Annotated in this window: 13 protein-coding genes; 9 read left to right on the top strand and 4 right to left on the bottom strand. The window is 53.7% G+C overall.

Annotation, left to right across the window (positions count from 1 at the left end; genetic code table 11):
- Positions 1-15: 15 nt before the first annotated feature.
- From modC to DCX48_20645, 4 genes are all read right to left on the bottom strand, one after another.
- Positions 16-1,074, bottom strand: a complete 1,059-nt coding sequence (gene modC, locus DCX48_20660) for a molybdenum ABC transporter ATP-binding protein ModC (protein QXE17330.1) — start codon at positions 1,072-1,074, stop codon at positions 16-18.
- Positions 1,074-1,763 (bottom strand): molybdate ABC transporter permease subunit, encoded by a 690-nt coding sequence (locus DCX48_20655; protein ID QXE16712.1) that lies wholly within the window; start codon positions 1,761-1,763, stop codon positions 1,074-1,076. Before DCX48_20655 ends, modC begins: the two co-directional genes overlap by 1 nt.
- The gene (locus DCX48_20650) at positions 1,763-2,533 is read right to left on the bottom strand and encodes a molybdate ABC transporter substrate-binding protein (GenBank protein ID QXE16711.1); all 771 of its coding nucleotides are present in this window, start codon (positions 2,531-2,533) and stop codon (positions 1,763-1,765) included. The genes DCX48_20655 and DCX48_20650 overlap by 1 nt, the downstream gene beginning before the upstream one ends.
- Positions 2,534-2,805: 272 nt before the next feature.
- The gene (locus DCX48_20645; GenBank protein ID QXE16710.1) at positions 2,806-2,961 is read right to left on the bottom strand and encodes a multidrug efflux pump-associated protein, AcrZ family; all 156 of its coding nucleotides are present in this window, start codon (positions 2,959-2,961) and stop codon (positions 2,806-2,808) included.
- A gap of 196 nt (positions 2,962-3,157) precedes the next feature.
- On the opposite strand from DCX48_20645, the gene modE reads away from it, so the two are divergent.
- The 9 genes from modE to DCX48_20600 all read left to right on the top strand — a co-directional run bounded on the left by modE (position 3,158) and on the right by DCX48_20600 (position 14,815).
- On the top strand, positions 3,158-3,949 hold the full coding sequence (modE, locus tag DCX48_20640) for a molybdenum-dependent transcriptional regulator (GenBank protein ID QXE16709.1): 792 nt from the start codon (positions 3,158-3,160) through the stop codon (positions 3,947-3,949).
- Positions 3,950-4,008: 59 nt separating this feature from the next.
- A complete protein-coding gene (modF, locus tag DCX48_20635) occupies positions 4,009-5,484 on the top strand; it encodes a molybdate ABC transporter ATP-binding protein ModF (GenBank protein QXE16708.1) in 1,476 nt (491 codons plus the stop codon).
- 198 nt (positions 5,485-5,682) lie between these two features.
- A complete protein-coding gene (galE, locus tag DCX48_20630) occupies positions 5,683-6,702 on the top strand; it encodes a UDP-glucose 4-epimerase GalE (GenBank protein ID QXE16707.1) in 1,020 nt (339 codons plus the stop codon).
- 122 nt (positions 6,703-6,824) lie between these two features.
- A complete protein-coding gene (galM, locus tag DCX48_20625; protein ID QXE16706.1) occupies positions 6,825-7,871 on the top strand; it encodes a galactose-1-epimerase in 1,047 nt (348 codons plus the stop codon).
- A 151-nt stretch (positions 7,872-8,022) separates the two neighbouring features.
- Positions 8,023-8,475 carry a hypothetical protein gene (locus DCX48_20620; protein QXE16705.1) on the top strand — a complete coding sequence of 151 codons (453 nt, stop codon included), beginning with the start codon at positions 8,023-8,025 and terminating at the stop codon, positions 8,473-8,475.
- 75 nt (positions 8,476-8,550) lie between these two features.
- A complete protein-coding gene (locus DCX48_20615) occupies positions 8,551-8,901 on the top strand; it encodes a copper-binding protein (protein ID QXE16704.1) in 351 nt (116 codons plus the stop codon).
- Between the two features lie 12 nt (positions 8,902-8,913).
- Positions 8,914-10,173 carry a TolC family protein gene (locus tag DCX48_20610; GenBank protein QXE16703.1) on the top strand — a complete coding sequence of 420 codons (1,260 nt, stop codon included), beginning with the start codon at positions 8,914-8,916 and terminating at the stop codon, positions 10,171-10,173.
- Positions 10,170-11,681: an efflux RND transporter periplasmic adaptor subunit gene (locus DCX48_20605; protein ID QXE16702.1), complete on the top strand. Its 1,512-nt coding sequence runs from the start codon at positions 10,170-10,172 to the stop codon at positions 11,679-11,681. The genes DCX48_20610 and DCX48_20605 overlap by 4 nt, the downstream gene beginning before the upstream one ends.
- Positions 11,678-14,815: an efflux RND transporter permease subunit gene (locus DCX48_20600; protein QXE16701.1), complete on the top strand. Its 3,138-nt coding sequence runs from the start codon at positions 11,678-11,680 to the stop codon at positions 14,813-14,815. Before DCX48_20605 ends, DCX48_20600 begins: the two co-directional genes overlap by 4 nt.
- The last annotated feature ends 104 nt before the right edge of the window (positions 14,816-14,919 follow it).

Here is a 14,919-nt window from a genome sequence, read left to right as displayed (position 1 = left end):
CCGCTCAGCCTGTGTTTACGCCGTAATAGACACACTCTTAATCTGCGCATAGAGCATTTGCCCCGGATGAAGCGCGAGATCGTCCCGTGCCCAGGGTGTAATACGGGACCACAGCGTCTGCTGGCCGACGGCCAGCTTCACTTCAACCTGTCCGTCGACATCAATGCATTCCTCCACGCTGGCACGCAGCACATTACGGATACTGCTTTTTTCCGGCGGCTGTAGCACCAGAGAGACATCGGCGGCATTCACGCGAATGCGCAATACGGCATCCTGCGCCAGCTCGACTTTTCCGACCCATACCTGCTGGTCATCTAATGCCAATGCCGTCATTGCGTAATGCTCATGCTGTGCTAACACGCGCACACTCAGAATGCTGCTCTGCTCATCTTTCGGTAACCAAGGGCGTAACGCGCTACTGGCCCACACCTCTTCCAGCAGCCCCTGCGCTTTCACCTTGCCTTTATCAAGCACCACAACATGATCGGCTAACCGGACAATTTCTTCCAGACTATGGCTGACATACAGAATAGGAATATTGACCTCTTTCGCCAACCGTTCCAAATAGGGCAACAGCTCACGCTTTCTGGGCAGATCCAGCGATGCCAGCGGCTCATCCATGAGCAGCAATTCTGGCGCAGTCAGCAACGCCCGACCAATCGCAACGCGCTGTTTTTCTCCGCCAGATAGCGTCAGCGGGTAGCGATTAAGTAAATGCTCAATACCCAGTAAATTGACGATGTCATCGAACTGCGATGCCATTTTTTCAGCCATGCCGTAGCGCAAATTACCGCGTACACGATAATGCGGAAACAGGCGAGCATCCTGAAACACATAACCGATGTGTCGTTTTTCTGGCGGTAGGAAAACACGCTGCTGCGTATCCACCAGCACATGGTCATTGAGCACAATCCGGCCGCCATCAGGTCGGGTCAGGCCAACAACAGCGTTGATCAGTGAGGTTTTTCCTGCCCCAGACACACCGAAAATAGCGGTAATACCGTTGGCGGGCAGTTCAGACTGAACGTGGAGTTCAAGGCTACCCAGCTGTTGATGAAAATCGAGTTGCAGCATTATCCCCCCAACCGCTTGCGGCTCCAGTTTGTTAGCCACTCCGATGCCATCAGCGCAGCCAACGACAAGACGATGGCAATGATGCACAGCCTTGCTGCATCAGCTTCTGCTCCGGGTGTTTCAATCAGGGTATACATCGCCAGTGGAATGGTTCGGGTTTCGCCGGGAATATTGGAGACAAACGTAATGGTCGCGCCAAACTCGCCGAGCGAACGAGCAAACGCCAATACGGTTCCAACCACGATTCCAGGAAAAGAGAGCGGTAACGTGATGGTGAAAAACACGCGCCAAGGTGAGGCACCCAGTGTCCGGGCGGCTTGTTCCAGATGCGTATCGACGGCATCAAGCGACAGCCGGATCGCTCGAACCATAAGCGGAAACGCGACAATCGCCGACGCTAACGCAGCACCGCGCCAGCTAAAACTAAAGCTGAAGCCGAACCAGTCATAAAGCCAGGAACCGATTACGCCGCGTCTTCCCATCGCCACCAGCAACAAATAACCAATGACCACGGGTGGCAACACCAATGGTAAATGGATAATGCTATCCAGCAGTGATTTGCCGGGAAACCGACAGCGCACCAAAACCCACGCCATCAGTATCCCAAACGGCAAGCTGCACGCCACAGCCACAACGGAAACTTTGAGGCTCAGCTCAACCGCCTGCCATTCGTAATCGCTCAGCATCATTAACGCGGCGCGAAGCCGTAACGTTTAAACACTGCGGCCGCTTCAGGTGTTTTCAGATAGTCATAAAAGCCGGTAACCGCAGCGTTTTTATGCTCTTTCACTATCGCCATCGGATATTCGACAGGCTTGTGGCTCGCCGCTGGGAACGTACCGATGACCTTAACTTTATCGCTAGCAACCGCATCAGAACCATAAACAATACCGAGCGGGGCTTCTTCACGTTCCACCAGCGCCATGGCTGCGCGCACATTATTGGCTCGCGCCATCAGCGGGGAAAGCTCGTCCCAGGCTTTCAGATTCTGTAACGCTTCCTTAGCATAGATCCCAGCAGGCACATGATCGGGGTCGCCAACGGCCAGACGTCCGTCTTTCAGCAGGCTTTTCCAGTCCGTTTTATCGTCAATGTTAATCTCTTTCTGCGCACTCGCCTTCGGCGCAATCACTACCAGCTCATTGCCCAGCAGCGTATGGCGCGTAGCGATATCCATCAGGTTTTTATCTTGCGCATAGTCCATCCACTGTTGGTCAGCGGAGATGAACAGATCGGCAGGCGCACCTTGCTCAATCTGGCGAGCCAGCGTTGAAGATGAGGCATAAGACGCCACGACAGCGACGTTTTTCTCTTTCTGATATTGCGTAGCGATCTCCTGCAACGCATTCGTCAATGATGCCGCGGCGAACACCGTGACTTTATCTTCTGCCACCGCGGGCAACGCCATTCCTGCACTGAGTGTCAATGCGGCGAACCATTTTAACCATTGCTGCTTCATTCTTGTCTCCTGACAATTATCGTTGTGTAAATAATAATATAACGAATTATGAAGAAGTGTCATGCGCTTTAAAGAGGTAGATACACCCGTCATACTTCAAGTTGCATGTGCGTTGGCTGCGTTCAGTCACCCGAATCACTTACTTGAGTAAGCTCATCGGGATTCCTTCTCTTGCCGCCTGCCTGAAACTCGAATTATCTAGGGGTATATTAGGAGGTAGAAAAGAAATGTCCGGCAAGAAGCCGGACATCAAAATAGAAAAGGATCGTGAATCAGTGCTGATTCTTTGCGCGCTGACCGTCAGAATGACCGATGCGGGACAACACGTTAAATACTTCGCCCAGGCAATAAATCGCACCCATGATAATCACCATCATCACAGGAACCATGGCAACTGCAAACAGCAGGCTCTTCAACAACTCCAACATGCTTACCTCACTTATTGCAACGGTTACCGCTACTCTAGCCCTTTTGGTACGCTATTTCACCGTAAACCGAAATCGTCGTAATTGTGATCTAGTCTACCGCAGTAAGAGAAAATAGTGCGTCTATTTGTGCGATTTGCCCCTGATGAAGAAAATAGCGACAATACAGAGAATTAAACTCACCGACGGTGCTCCCACTATGCAGGCTGAAATTCTTCTCACCCTGAAACTCCAACAGCGTTTATTCGCCGACCCGCGGCGTATTGAATTGCTCAAGCAAATTCGTCATACCGGTTCAATCAGTCAGGGAGCCAAACTGGCGGGAATTAGCTACAAAAGCGCATGGGATGCCATCAATGAGATGAACCAACTTTCCGAGCAAACCATCGTCGAGCGCATGACCGGCGGCAAAGGCGGCGGCGGTGCGCAACTCACCCGTTATGGCGAACGCCTTCTTCAATTGTATGATTTGCTCGCACAGATTCAGCAAAAAGCTTTTGATGTCTTACAGGAAGACGGGCTGCCGTTGGATAGCCTGCTGGCAGCCATCGCGCGTTTCTCTCTGCAAACCAGTGCACGTAATCAGTTTTTTGGAACCGTGCTCGCACGCGGTGAAGAGCAGGTGCAACAACATCTGGATATTTTACTTGCCGATGGTAAAACAACGATCAGCGCGCTGATTACGCAACAAAGCGCCGAGCGCCTGCAATTACAGAAAGGGAAAGAGGTGCTGGCCCTGATTAAAGCACCGTGGATCGATGTGTACGCCGCCACATCCACCGCGCCTGTCGTTGATAACGTCTTGCCAGGGCAAATTCAGGCCATTCAGCACGGTGCGGAAAACAGCGAAATTCTGATTACGTTGACGGGGGGAGAGACCTTGTGCGCCATGGTGCCAAATACCTTGCTTGAACAGCAAAAACTGCAACAGGGAATGGACGTGAAAGCCTGTTTTCATGCCGACCGAGTCATCATCGCCACGCTTTGTTAATAACGCTGAATGCTGTAGACCACTAGAGCAGGCCATCGGCCACTGACGAAGGAGAGAAGATGTCATTGTTGAAAATCACGCAAGGATTGTTTCGTCTCAGCGATACCCGCATGTTGCGTTTGGACGAACTGACGCTTGAACAAAACCAGTGCTGGGCCTTTGTCGGGGCCAACGGAAGTGGTAAATCGGCACTGGCGCGGGCGCTATCTGGCGAACTGCCATTATTGAGTGGTGAACGAACAACGAGGTTTCAGCATCCTGTTCGCCTGTCGTTTGAACAATTGCAAAAGCTGGTTTCCGACGAGTGGCAACGCAATAACACCGATCTCCTGAGTGAAGGTGAAGATGACACCGGCCGCACTACGGCAGAAGTGATTCAGGATAGCCTCAACGATCCCACACGTTGCCAACAGTTGGCATGCCAGTTTGGTATTGCGCATTTGCTAGAGCGTCGCTTCAAGTACCTCTCGACGGGGGAAACACGCAAGGCAATGCTTTGTCAGGCACTGATGCCTCAGCCCGATCTGCTGATCCTTGATGAGCCTTTTGATGGGCTGGACGTCACCTCCCGCCAGCAGCTTGCTGATGAGCTACGGAAACTGGTAGACACGGGCTATACGCTGGTACTCATTCTGAACCGGTTTGACGACATCCCTGATTTTATCAACCATATTGGTGTGCTGGCAGACTGTACGCTGACCCGCATTGGTGAGCGTAAAGCTATTCTCTCTGAAGCGCTGGTGGCACAGCTCGCTTTTAGCGAAAAACTGTCGGGAAGTTCGCTGCCAGAACCCGAAGATCCACAACGGCATGTGACACTTCCCGCCGATGAAGCACGTATTCTGCTACGCAACGGCGTGGTGCAGTACAACGATCGCCCCATTCTGCATGAGCTGACATGGGAAGTGTTTCCCGGCCAGCATTGGCAGATTATCGGGCCAAATGGCGCAGGGAAATCGACGCTGCTCAGCCTGATTACCGGCGATCACCCGCAAGGCTATAGCAATGATCTCACCCTATTTGGCCGTAAGCGCGGCAGCGGTGAAACCATCTGGGATATCAAGCGCCACATCGGCTACGTTAGCAGCAGCTTGCATTTGGATTACCGCGTCAGCACCAGCGTACGCAACGTCATCCTGTCTGGTTTTTTTGACTCTATCGGTATTTATCAGGCCGTCTCCGATCGTCAACGTCACCTGACCGAACAGTGGCTCATCCTGCTTGGGCTCAGTGGCGCTATCGCCGATACGCCGTTTCAATCGCTCTCTTGGGGCCAGCAGCGTCTGACGCTGATTGCCCGCGCGTTAGTCAAACACCCTGCCCTGCTCATCCTTGACGAACCTCTACAGGGGCTTGATCCGCTCAATCGCCAACTGGTTCGCCGCTGGCTGGATATCTTGATTGGCGAGGGAGAAACGCAGCTACTCTTTGTCTCTCACCACGCAGAAGACGCGCCCGAGTGCATCACACACCGGCTCACTTTCGTCCCACACAATGACATCTATCGCTACCAGATTGATGAATTATGTAAATAACACCTGGAAATAGGGATGATAACGCTACCACAAAATAAAATATAGAGTAGAAAGTCAGGCTCATTTACACTGTAGCCTACGCTTTACTATATTTATTCGTAAAAAAATCATCGATAACATAGGCAGATTCTCGCTGTAGATCACCTTTATCAGCATCTAGTCATGTTATTTTGCAGCATTACAGTAATAGAGGTCATTATGAACGTTCTTGTCACAGGTGGTAGCGGTTACATAGGAAGTCATACTTGCGTACAATTGCTGGCTGCTGGGCACACACCCGTCATTCTCGATAACTTGTGCAACAGCAAGGCTAGCGTCGTTAAAACCATTACACGTCTAACCGATAAGACGCCCATTTTTTATCAGGGAGATATCCGCGACAGCGCACTGCTGGACGATATTTTCGCTAAGCACGCCATTGATTCCGTCATCCACTTTGCCGGCTTAAAAGCCGTGGGTGAATCGGTGCGTGAACCCCTGAGCTACTATGACAATAACGTTTACGGTACGCTCGTGCTGGTTGAAGCGATGAAGAAAGCAGGCGTGAGAAGCTTGATTTTTAGCTCCTCCGCTACCGTTTATGGCGATCAACCGCACACACCTTATCAGGAAAGTTTCCCGACCGGACAACCAGCCAGCCCTTATGGCCGTAGCAAGCTGATGGTTGAGCAAATTCTGCAAGACTTACAGCATGCGGAACCAGAATGGAGTATTACGCTGTTGCGTTATTTCAACCCAGTCGGTGCCCATCCCTCTGGCGAGATGGGCGAAGATCCGCAGGGTGTTCCCAATAATCTGATGCCATACATCGCTCAGGTTGCTGTAGGACGTCGCGACTCACTAGCGATCTTCGGTAATGACTACCCTACCGTTGACGGTACTGGTGTACGCGATTACATCCACGTCGTCGATTTGGCTGACGGTCATATCGCCGCCATGAATACCCTGCAAAATCGTGCTGGCGTACATATTTATAACCTGGGTGCAGGCGTAGGCTACAGTGTATTGCAGGTCGTCGAAGCCTTTAGTCAGGCCTGTGGTAAGCCGCTGGCTCACCATTTTGCCCCACGCCGCCAAGGCGACCTGCCTGCTTATTGGGCAGATGCCGAACGTGCGGCGAAAGATCTTAACTGGCGCGTCACGCGCTCATTGCAAGAAATGGCGCAGGATACCTGGCGCTGGCAATCCAACCACCCTAATGGGTACGAAGAGGCATAACTGCGTTTTTTACGCCAGGTGACAAATTAAGGGGAAGATAAGCTGAGTTAATTTCTGCCGCCTTCCCCAGCATTACACGCATCGCCACCCTCTATCTTGTCGGGCCTCTACAGGAGCAAGTCATGTTGAATGAAAGTCTTGGCACGCTGGCACCAGATGGTCAGCCGTTTCAATTAACGACCTTGCAGAATCACGCAGGCATGCGTGTATGCCTGATGGACTGGGGTGCAACCTGGCTTTCCTGTGAGCTACCGCTGCCAGAGGGTGAAATACGCGAAGTCCTATTGGGCTGTGCATCGCCCCAACAGTATCCGCAACAAAACGCTTATCTCGGTGCATCGATTGGCCGCTATGCCAACCGCGTAGCCAAAGCCACATTAACCCGAGAGACCGAAACCTTTCATCTGGTTCCGAATCAGAACGAGCATCAATTGCACGGTGGCCCGGAAGGCTTCCATGCCCGCCGCTGGCGAATTGCGAGTCAGGATGCAACGCAGGTGACTTACCAATTGCACTCACCGGATGGCGATCAAGGGTATCCAGGGCATCTTAATGTGCAAGTGACCTACGCGCTGACCGAACATAATTCGTTAGAAATCGCGTATCAGGCTACCGTGGAGAAAGCCTGCCCTGTCTGCCTGACCAATCACGCATATTTCAACCTTGATGGCGATGTGACTGATGTACGTAAGCACCAGTTGCAGCTATTTGCCGACTATTATTTACCCGTCAATAGTGCGGGCATTCCTAACGCCGATCTGACGCAGGTAAACGCTACCGGAATGGATTTCCGCCAGCCAAAAACGCTGGAGGAAGATTTCCTACGCGATAGCGATCAAATGGCTGTTGGCGGCTACGATCACGCCTATTTATTGCATCGCACCTGTGGATCCAGCGAAAGCCCGGCTGCAAATTTGTGGTCATCCGATGGCCGCGTGCTGATGAGCGTTTTCACCAGCGCTCCTGCCTTACAGCTCTATAGCGGTAACTTTCTGACCGGAACACCATCGCGAGACGGTGGTCAGTATGAAAACTATGCCGGTGTCGCGCTGGAAAGCGAATTCCTGCCTGACAGCCCGAATCATCCAGACTGGCCGCAGCCCGACTGCTGGCTGAAACCGGGGAAAGTCTATCGCTCGGACACCACGTACCAATTTCTCATCCAGTAACCACACGATTAAATATAATTAACTCGTTGATAACATTGGCAGATGAGTATCTGCCAATTTACAAAACTACTTTACAAAACTATGCCATTCCCCGCTTGCCCCCTTCCAGCTTAGGCGCTTACACTGCAATGACGTCCAAAAAGGAAACGCCATGTCCGCATCATCACGGTCTCCATTACTCATTCATCATCTGCGCCATAAAGGCAGGTGGGGATGGCTATTGGTATTGTGCTGGCTTTTCCTGAATGCACAACTGGCTATCGCAGGTCATCAATGCGACATGACGCTCAGCCAGACATCCCCCGCTATCCAGCATCAGGTACATCTGCAACAGGCTGACGTTCAGCCGTTATCGTCTAACGCGCATCATGCAGCTAAAGCGTCTTACGCTGCCGACCAACAAACGCCGTTGTGTGAAAAACACTGCGTGCCGGATAGCGTGAAGCAGGATAGCGGCTCACTGGCATTATTAGCACTGCCAGTCAGCGGTGAACTGGTTTTAGCTGATAACCCTGTGACGATCAAGCAGGCATGCGATGCCTGGTTCTCTCCTCCTGCGGCTGGCCCTCCGGCCGAGATCCGCTTCTGCCGATTCAGAGAATAACCCAAGTTATTGATAACTCCTGCGCCAGCGGGCGCAACATCTTGTTTATCAATTACTTTTATTGGGATTATTTTTATGCGTATCACTTACTCGGCCATGTTCAGCAGCCTGATTTTTTTCGTATCCTCCTTCACCATCCCCGCGTGGGCAAACGATCACCAGCATCACGCGATGATGCATACCAATCCCCCTGCGGCCACAGCCGTTTATCAGACAACTGGGATTGTTAAGCAGTGGAACGCCGATAGCGTAACGCTCTCTCACGCCCCGGTTGCCGATCTAAAATGGCCCGCCATGACGATGGCATTCACGCTGCCGTCCAGTGGCGAAATAACGCCGCTCCCTGTCAACACGTCAGTCACTTTCAGCTTTGTCCAGAATGACAGCGGCTACACTCTGACCGCGATTACGCCACAGCAACCCTAACCGGAGCACATCATGAACTTATCCAAACACGACGCCACGCGCGTGTGTCTGGCGATGTTGCTGTGGCTGCCTGCCGCCGTTTTTGCGGCAGATCTGAGTCTTGAGCAGGCCTTACAGGCAGCGGAACGTTACTCCGCCGATCTGTCAGCCAATCAACACCAGATTAATGCGCTACAGAACATGGCCGACTCCGCCACACAGCTTCCCGACCCTAAACTAAAATTTGGCGTCGAGAACCTGCCATTGGGCGGCAACAACGGTAGCCGACTCACGCGGGAAGGGATGACTATGCAGCGTATCGGCGTCATGCAAACCTACGTCAGCAGCCGTAAGCGTGATAGCAAAGCTCAGGCCATTCGGGTAGAAGCCGATGCGCTGCAAAGTAATAGCGAAAGTATTCGTGCTCGCCTGCAACGGGAAACGGCACAGGCATGGCTGGATCTGGCGCTCTCACAGAAAGCGTTGAGCGAGGTAACAGCGCTGGTCACCGAAAGTCAGCGACAGATCGCCTCACAAAAAGCAAGTGTGGCGGCAGGTAGTGAAGCGAGTAGCGTGCTGGATGCCCGCCTGACGTTGGCAACGATGCAGGACAAACAGGCCGATGCCGAGCGGGATACCCGCATCGCACATGCCCGGCTGGTACAGCTTACCGGCATTGCAGATATCAATGTAAACGGCGAGCTTCCCCGCTTTGAACGGCTACCTGCTTCACCGGATGTGTTGAGCAACACCATTCATCAGCATCCAGAAATGCAACAGGCACAGCGAGAAGCCGAGTTAGCTCAGGCTCGTTCCGCACAGTCAGCCGTTGCCGCCATCCCTAATGTCGATGTTGAAGTCTATTACGCGAAGCGTGGAGATGATTACGATGACATGGCGGGCATGATGGTGACAGTCGATCTGCCGCTGTTCAAATCTAAGCGTCAGGATAAGGACTACGCCGCAGACGTATCGCGCAGCATGGAGGCGCGCGACAGAGTATTGCTCACCGAACGAGAACATCAGGCGCAACTCGATACGCTGATTGCTCAATATCAAGCCGCGCAGTCACGCTGGCAGCGTCAGAACAACGAGATTCTTCCCCTCCAACAGCAGCGCATCAAACTGATTCAGGCTCAGTATCAATCCGGCAGCAGTAATCTTTCCACCGTACTGGATGCCCGCCGGGCGCTGCTCGAAAGCCGGATTGCCGTTCAGGATACCGCACGGGAAATGGCTCAATATTGGGCCGCTATCCGCTATCTAACGCCACAGGGAAGCCCTACGCGATGACTAAAATAGTAATGAAAAAATCACTGATGCTTAGCCTGATGACGCTGGCTATTCTCAGTGCAGGTGGCGTGGGCTATCTGGTTGGCAAACAGCAAACACCGCACTCGCCTTCTACGGCCGAGCCAGAACGATCCGTACTCTATTGGTACGACCCAATGGTGCCGGACAAGCGTTTCGACAAACCGGGAAAATCGCCATTTATGGATATGGAATTGATTCCCCGCTATGCCGATGACGTGCAGGAAGACGGCGGAATCACCGTCAGCGCGCGTCAGCAGCAAAATCTTGGCGTTCGCACAGCCCGTGCGGAAATGCGCGAACTTGCCGACCGCACCACAGGCTATGGCACCGTCGTGCTCAACGAACGCGGATTACACACGCTGGTCGCGCCTAGCGGCGGCATTGTCGAGAAACTCACGGTCAATGCACTGCAACAGCAGGTGAAGAAAGGTGAGACGCTCGCCACGTTGTGGAACCCAACCTGGGCGGCGGCACAGCGCGAATATCTGGCAGTACGGCAACTGGACGACGAAATACTGACCCAATCGGCTCGCCAGCGATTGGCGCTACTATTCATGCCGGAAGCCATTATTCGACAGGTTGAGCGTAGTGGTAAACCGCAAGACAGGATTGCGATTACCGCGCCGGTAGATGGCTACGTTAATAAGCTGGAGGTGCGGCAGGGCATGCAGTTGAACCCTGCCCAGTCGTTATTCGAGCTTGCCAGCCTGAACCCAGTGTGGGTAGATGTCGATTATCCCGAGGCGCAGGCGGCACAGTTAACGATCGGCAGCGACATCAGCGCCACCAGCAGTGCCTGGCCGGGCAAAACCTTCCACGGCAGCATCAGCGAACTGCTTCCCGTGTTGGATAGCACTACGCGCACGTTAAAAGCACGCGTCGTGCTGGATAACCCGCAACAGCAGCTCAAACCCGGCATGTACCTGACGGTCCAACGCTCTCACACTCAGGCACAACCGCGTCTGGCGATCCCACAGGAAGCCTTGTTAGTCAGCGGTAGCCAAAATCGTGTCTTGCTGAGCGACGGTAGCGGCCATTTCACCCCGCGCCGCGTCACCGCGGGCGCATCGTTGGGCGACTGGGTAGAAATCATTGATGGGCTGAAAGAAGGCGACAACGTGGTCACCTCCGGTCAATTCCTGATTGACTCCGAAGCCAGCCTGCGCAGCGCCCTACCACAATTTGATGCTGACACATCGATATCCTCAACAACATCGGCAACGCCCGCCGCTCCCGTTGGTTATCAAACGCAGGGAGTGCTCAAAGCAATAAACGGCAATCAGGTCACCATTGAGCATGAAGCCGTTCCGGCGCTCAATTGGTCGCCAATGACGATGGATTTCACGCTGCCATCGTCAGGGCTGCCACAGGGTGTGGGGATCGGTAGCACTGTCAGTTTCCAGTTCAACATGGACGATAGCGGGATTCACGTTCTGCATTTTTTACCCGCTGACGATCCGCATGCCGGACATGGAGGTCACCCATGATTGCCTACGTGATTCGCTGGTCGCTCAAAAACCGTCTGCTGGTTCTACTGGCGGCGCTGTTCATGGCGACGTGGGGCCTGCTTTCTCTGCAAAAAACGCCGCTGGATGCCCTGCCCGATTTGTCTGACGTACAGGTCATCATTCGCGTCAGCTATCCGGGTAAAGCGCCACAGGTCGTAGAAAATCAGGTGACCTACCCGCTGACGACCACCATGCTTTCTGTACCAGGTGCCAAAACGGTACGGGGCTTTTCCATGTTCGGTGACGCCTACGTCTATGTGCTGTTTGAAGATGGCACCGATCCTTACTGGGCACGCTCTCGCGTACTGGAATATCTCAGTCAGGTGCAATCCAGCCTGCCTGCCGAGGCCAAAACCTCGCTCGGCCCGGATGCCACCGGCGTCGGCTGGATCTACGAATACGCACTGGTTGATCGCAGCGGCAAATACAGTCTGGCCGATCTGCGCGGCTTTCAGGATTGGCTGTTGAAGTATGAGCTGAAAACCGTTCCCGATGTGGCGGAAGTCGCCAGCGTGGGCGGCATGGTCAAACAATATCAGATCGTCGTCGATCCAGAGCGCATGCGGACGCAGGGCATCACCCATCAGCAGATCGTCACTGCCGTTCAGGCAGCGAATCAGGAAAATGGCGGTTCCGTGCTGGAGTTGGGTGAAGCCGAGTACATGGTACGAACCACCGGTTACCTGAAAACTGCACAAGACTTTAACCACGTGGTGATTACCACCCGCAACGGTATTCCTGTGCTATTGCAGGATGTCGCCACGCTCAGAGAAGGACCGGAGATGCGGCGCGGCATCGCCGAACTGAATGGCGAAGGCGAAGTGGCTGGCGGCATTATCGTTATGCGCTATGGAAAAAACGCGCTGAATACACTGCACGCCGTCAAAGCACGATTACGGGAAATACAAAAAAGCCTGCCAGCAGGCGTGGAGATCGTCCCAACCTACGATCGCTCGCAGCTGATTGAACACGCTATCGACACGCTTAGCTTCAAACTACTGGAAGAGTTTGCCGTCGTCGCCGTCATCTGCGCCCTGTTCCTGTTTCACTTCCGTTCGGCGCTGGTGGCCATTATCAGCCTGCCGCTGGGGATTCTGGGGGCCTTTATCATCATGCGTTATCAGGGGGTGAACGCTAACATCATGTCGTTGGGCGGTATCGCGATTGCCATCGGTGCCATGGTGGATGCTGCCATCGTGATGATAGAGAACATGCATAAAGTCATTGAACAGTGGCGGCATGAAAACCCAGGAAAACAGCCGCAGAATAACGAGTGGTGGCAGTTGGCAGAACGGGCGGCGGTAGAAGTGGGTCCCGCGCTGTTTTGCAGTCTGCTAATCATTACGTTGTCGTTTGTGCCGGTGTTCTCACTGGAGGCGCAGGAAGGTCGCATGTTTTCACCGCTGGCCTTTACCAAAACCTATGCCATGGCCGTCGCCGCCGGATTAGGGATTACGCTGGTGCCGGTGTTAATGGGGTATTTCGTACGCGGCAAAATACCGGACGAGCAGGCGAATCCGATTAACCGTTGGCTGATCGCGCTCTATCATCCCGTACTGCAAAAAGTGCTGAGCTACCCGAAGACCACGCTGCTGGTTTCCGGCCTGCTATTGCTACTGACGCTATTTCCGCTCAGCCGTTTGGGAAGCGAATTTATGCCGCCGCTGGATGAGGGCGACCTGCTGTATATGCCTTCTACCCTGCCCGGCATCTCCGCACGGGAAGCTGGCCGACTGCTGCAACAAACGGACAGGTTGATTAAAACCGTGCCCGAAGTCGAGTCGGTTTTCGGCAAAGCGGGCCGAGCCGACACGGCGACTGACCCTGCACCACTAACCATGCTGGAAAGCACGATCAGGCTGAAACCACGCGATCAGTGGCGTGAGGGCATGACCATGGACAAGCTGGTTGCCGAATTGGATCGTACCGTCAACCTACCGGGCATCGCCAACGTGTGGGTCCCCCCTATCCGTAACCGTCTGGACATGCTGGCCACCGGTATTAAAAGTCCGGTGGGCATTAAGGTTAACGGAAACAATCTGGAGGATATCGAACGTACCGCCGCGCAAATCGAGCAGGTGGTAAAACAGGTTCCGGGTGTGACATCTGCGCTGGCGGAAAGGCTGGCGGGCGGGCGCTATATCGATATTGATATCGATCGTCAACGCGCCGCGCGCTATGGCGTGTCCGTCGAAGAACTTCAGTCTGTGGTCGCTACGCTAATCGGTGGGCAAAACATCGGCGAAACCATTGAAGGCCGCCAGCGTTATCCCATCAACATCCGCTACCCACGTGAGTTACGCGATTCGCTGCAAAAATTGCGCGACCTGCCCATCGTGACGGCCAATGGCAGCAGAGTCACGCTGGCAGAACTGGCCGATGTTCGCGTCAGCGAAGGGCCGCCCATGCTGAAAAGCGAAAACAGTCGACTGTCGGACTGGATTTATGTCGATCTACGCGGTCGCGACCTGAAATCCGCCGTTGACGACATGCAGCAGGCCGTCGCCCAGCAGATCACGCTGCCAGAGGGCGTGTCGTTAAGCTGGTCCGGTCAGTTTGAATATCTGGAGCGCGCCACGGAGAAAATGAAAGTTGTCGTGCCCTTTACGCTGCTGATCATTTTTGTGCTGCTGTATATCACCTTCAACCGCATCAAAGATGCACTGCTGATTATGGCAACCTTACCCTTCGCGCTCATTGGCGGCGTCTGGCTACTCTATATCCTCGGCTATAATCTTTCTGTCGCCGGTGCGGTGGGCTTTATTGCACTGGCAGGTGTGTCGGCGGAATTTGGCGTCATCATGCTGCTGTACCTTAACCATGCGGTAGAAAAGCACCGCGTGGCGGGTCAGGCGCTTTCGCGCCAGCAGCTAATGGATGCCATCCACGAAGGGGCGGTTCTGCGCGTGCGACCGAAAATGATGACCGTGGCAACGATTATGGCGGGGCTGCTTCCCATCATGTGGGGAGGCGGTAGCGGCTCCGAAATAATGCAGCGGATCGCCGCGCCGATGATAGGCGGAATGGTTAGTGCCCCTCTGCTGTCAATGCTGGTGATTCCAGCGGTTTATCTATTATTGCACAAGGGAGATTCCGGTTTGCTGAAACGGTAAAGCCAGAGCGTGATTTTACGCAAATAACCTGCGGATAAATCACGCCTGCCATCGACTATCGATTGCCGATAACCGTTCTCCCCCCCTATAATGAAATCAGTTAT

Origin of the sequence: Pectobacterium atrosepticum (genome assembly GCA_019056595.1) — a bacterium.
Taxonomy (GTDB): domain Bacteria; phylum Pseudomonadota; class Gammaproteobacteria; order Enterobacterales; family Enterobacteriaceae; genus Pectobacterium; species Pectobacterium atrosepticum.
The sequence above is the reverse complement of the archived record's forward strand: the minus strand, read 5'-3'. Positions and strand labels throughout refer to the sequence as shown.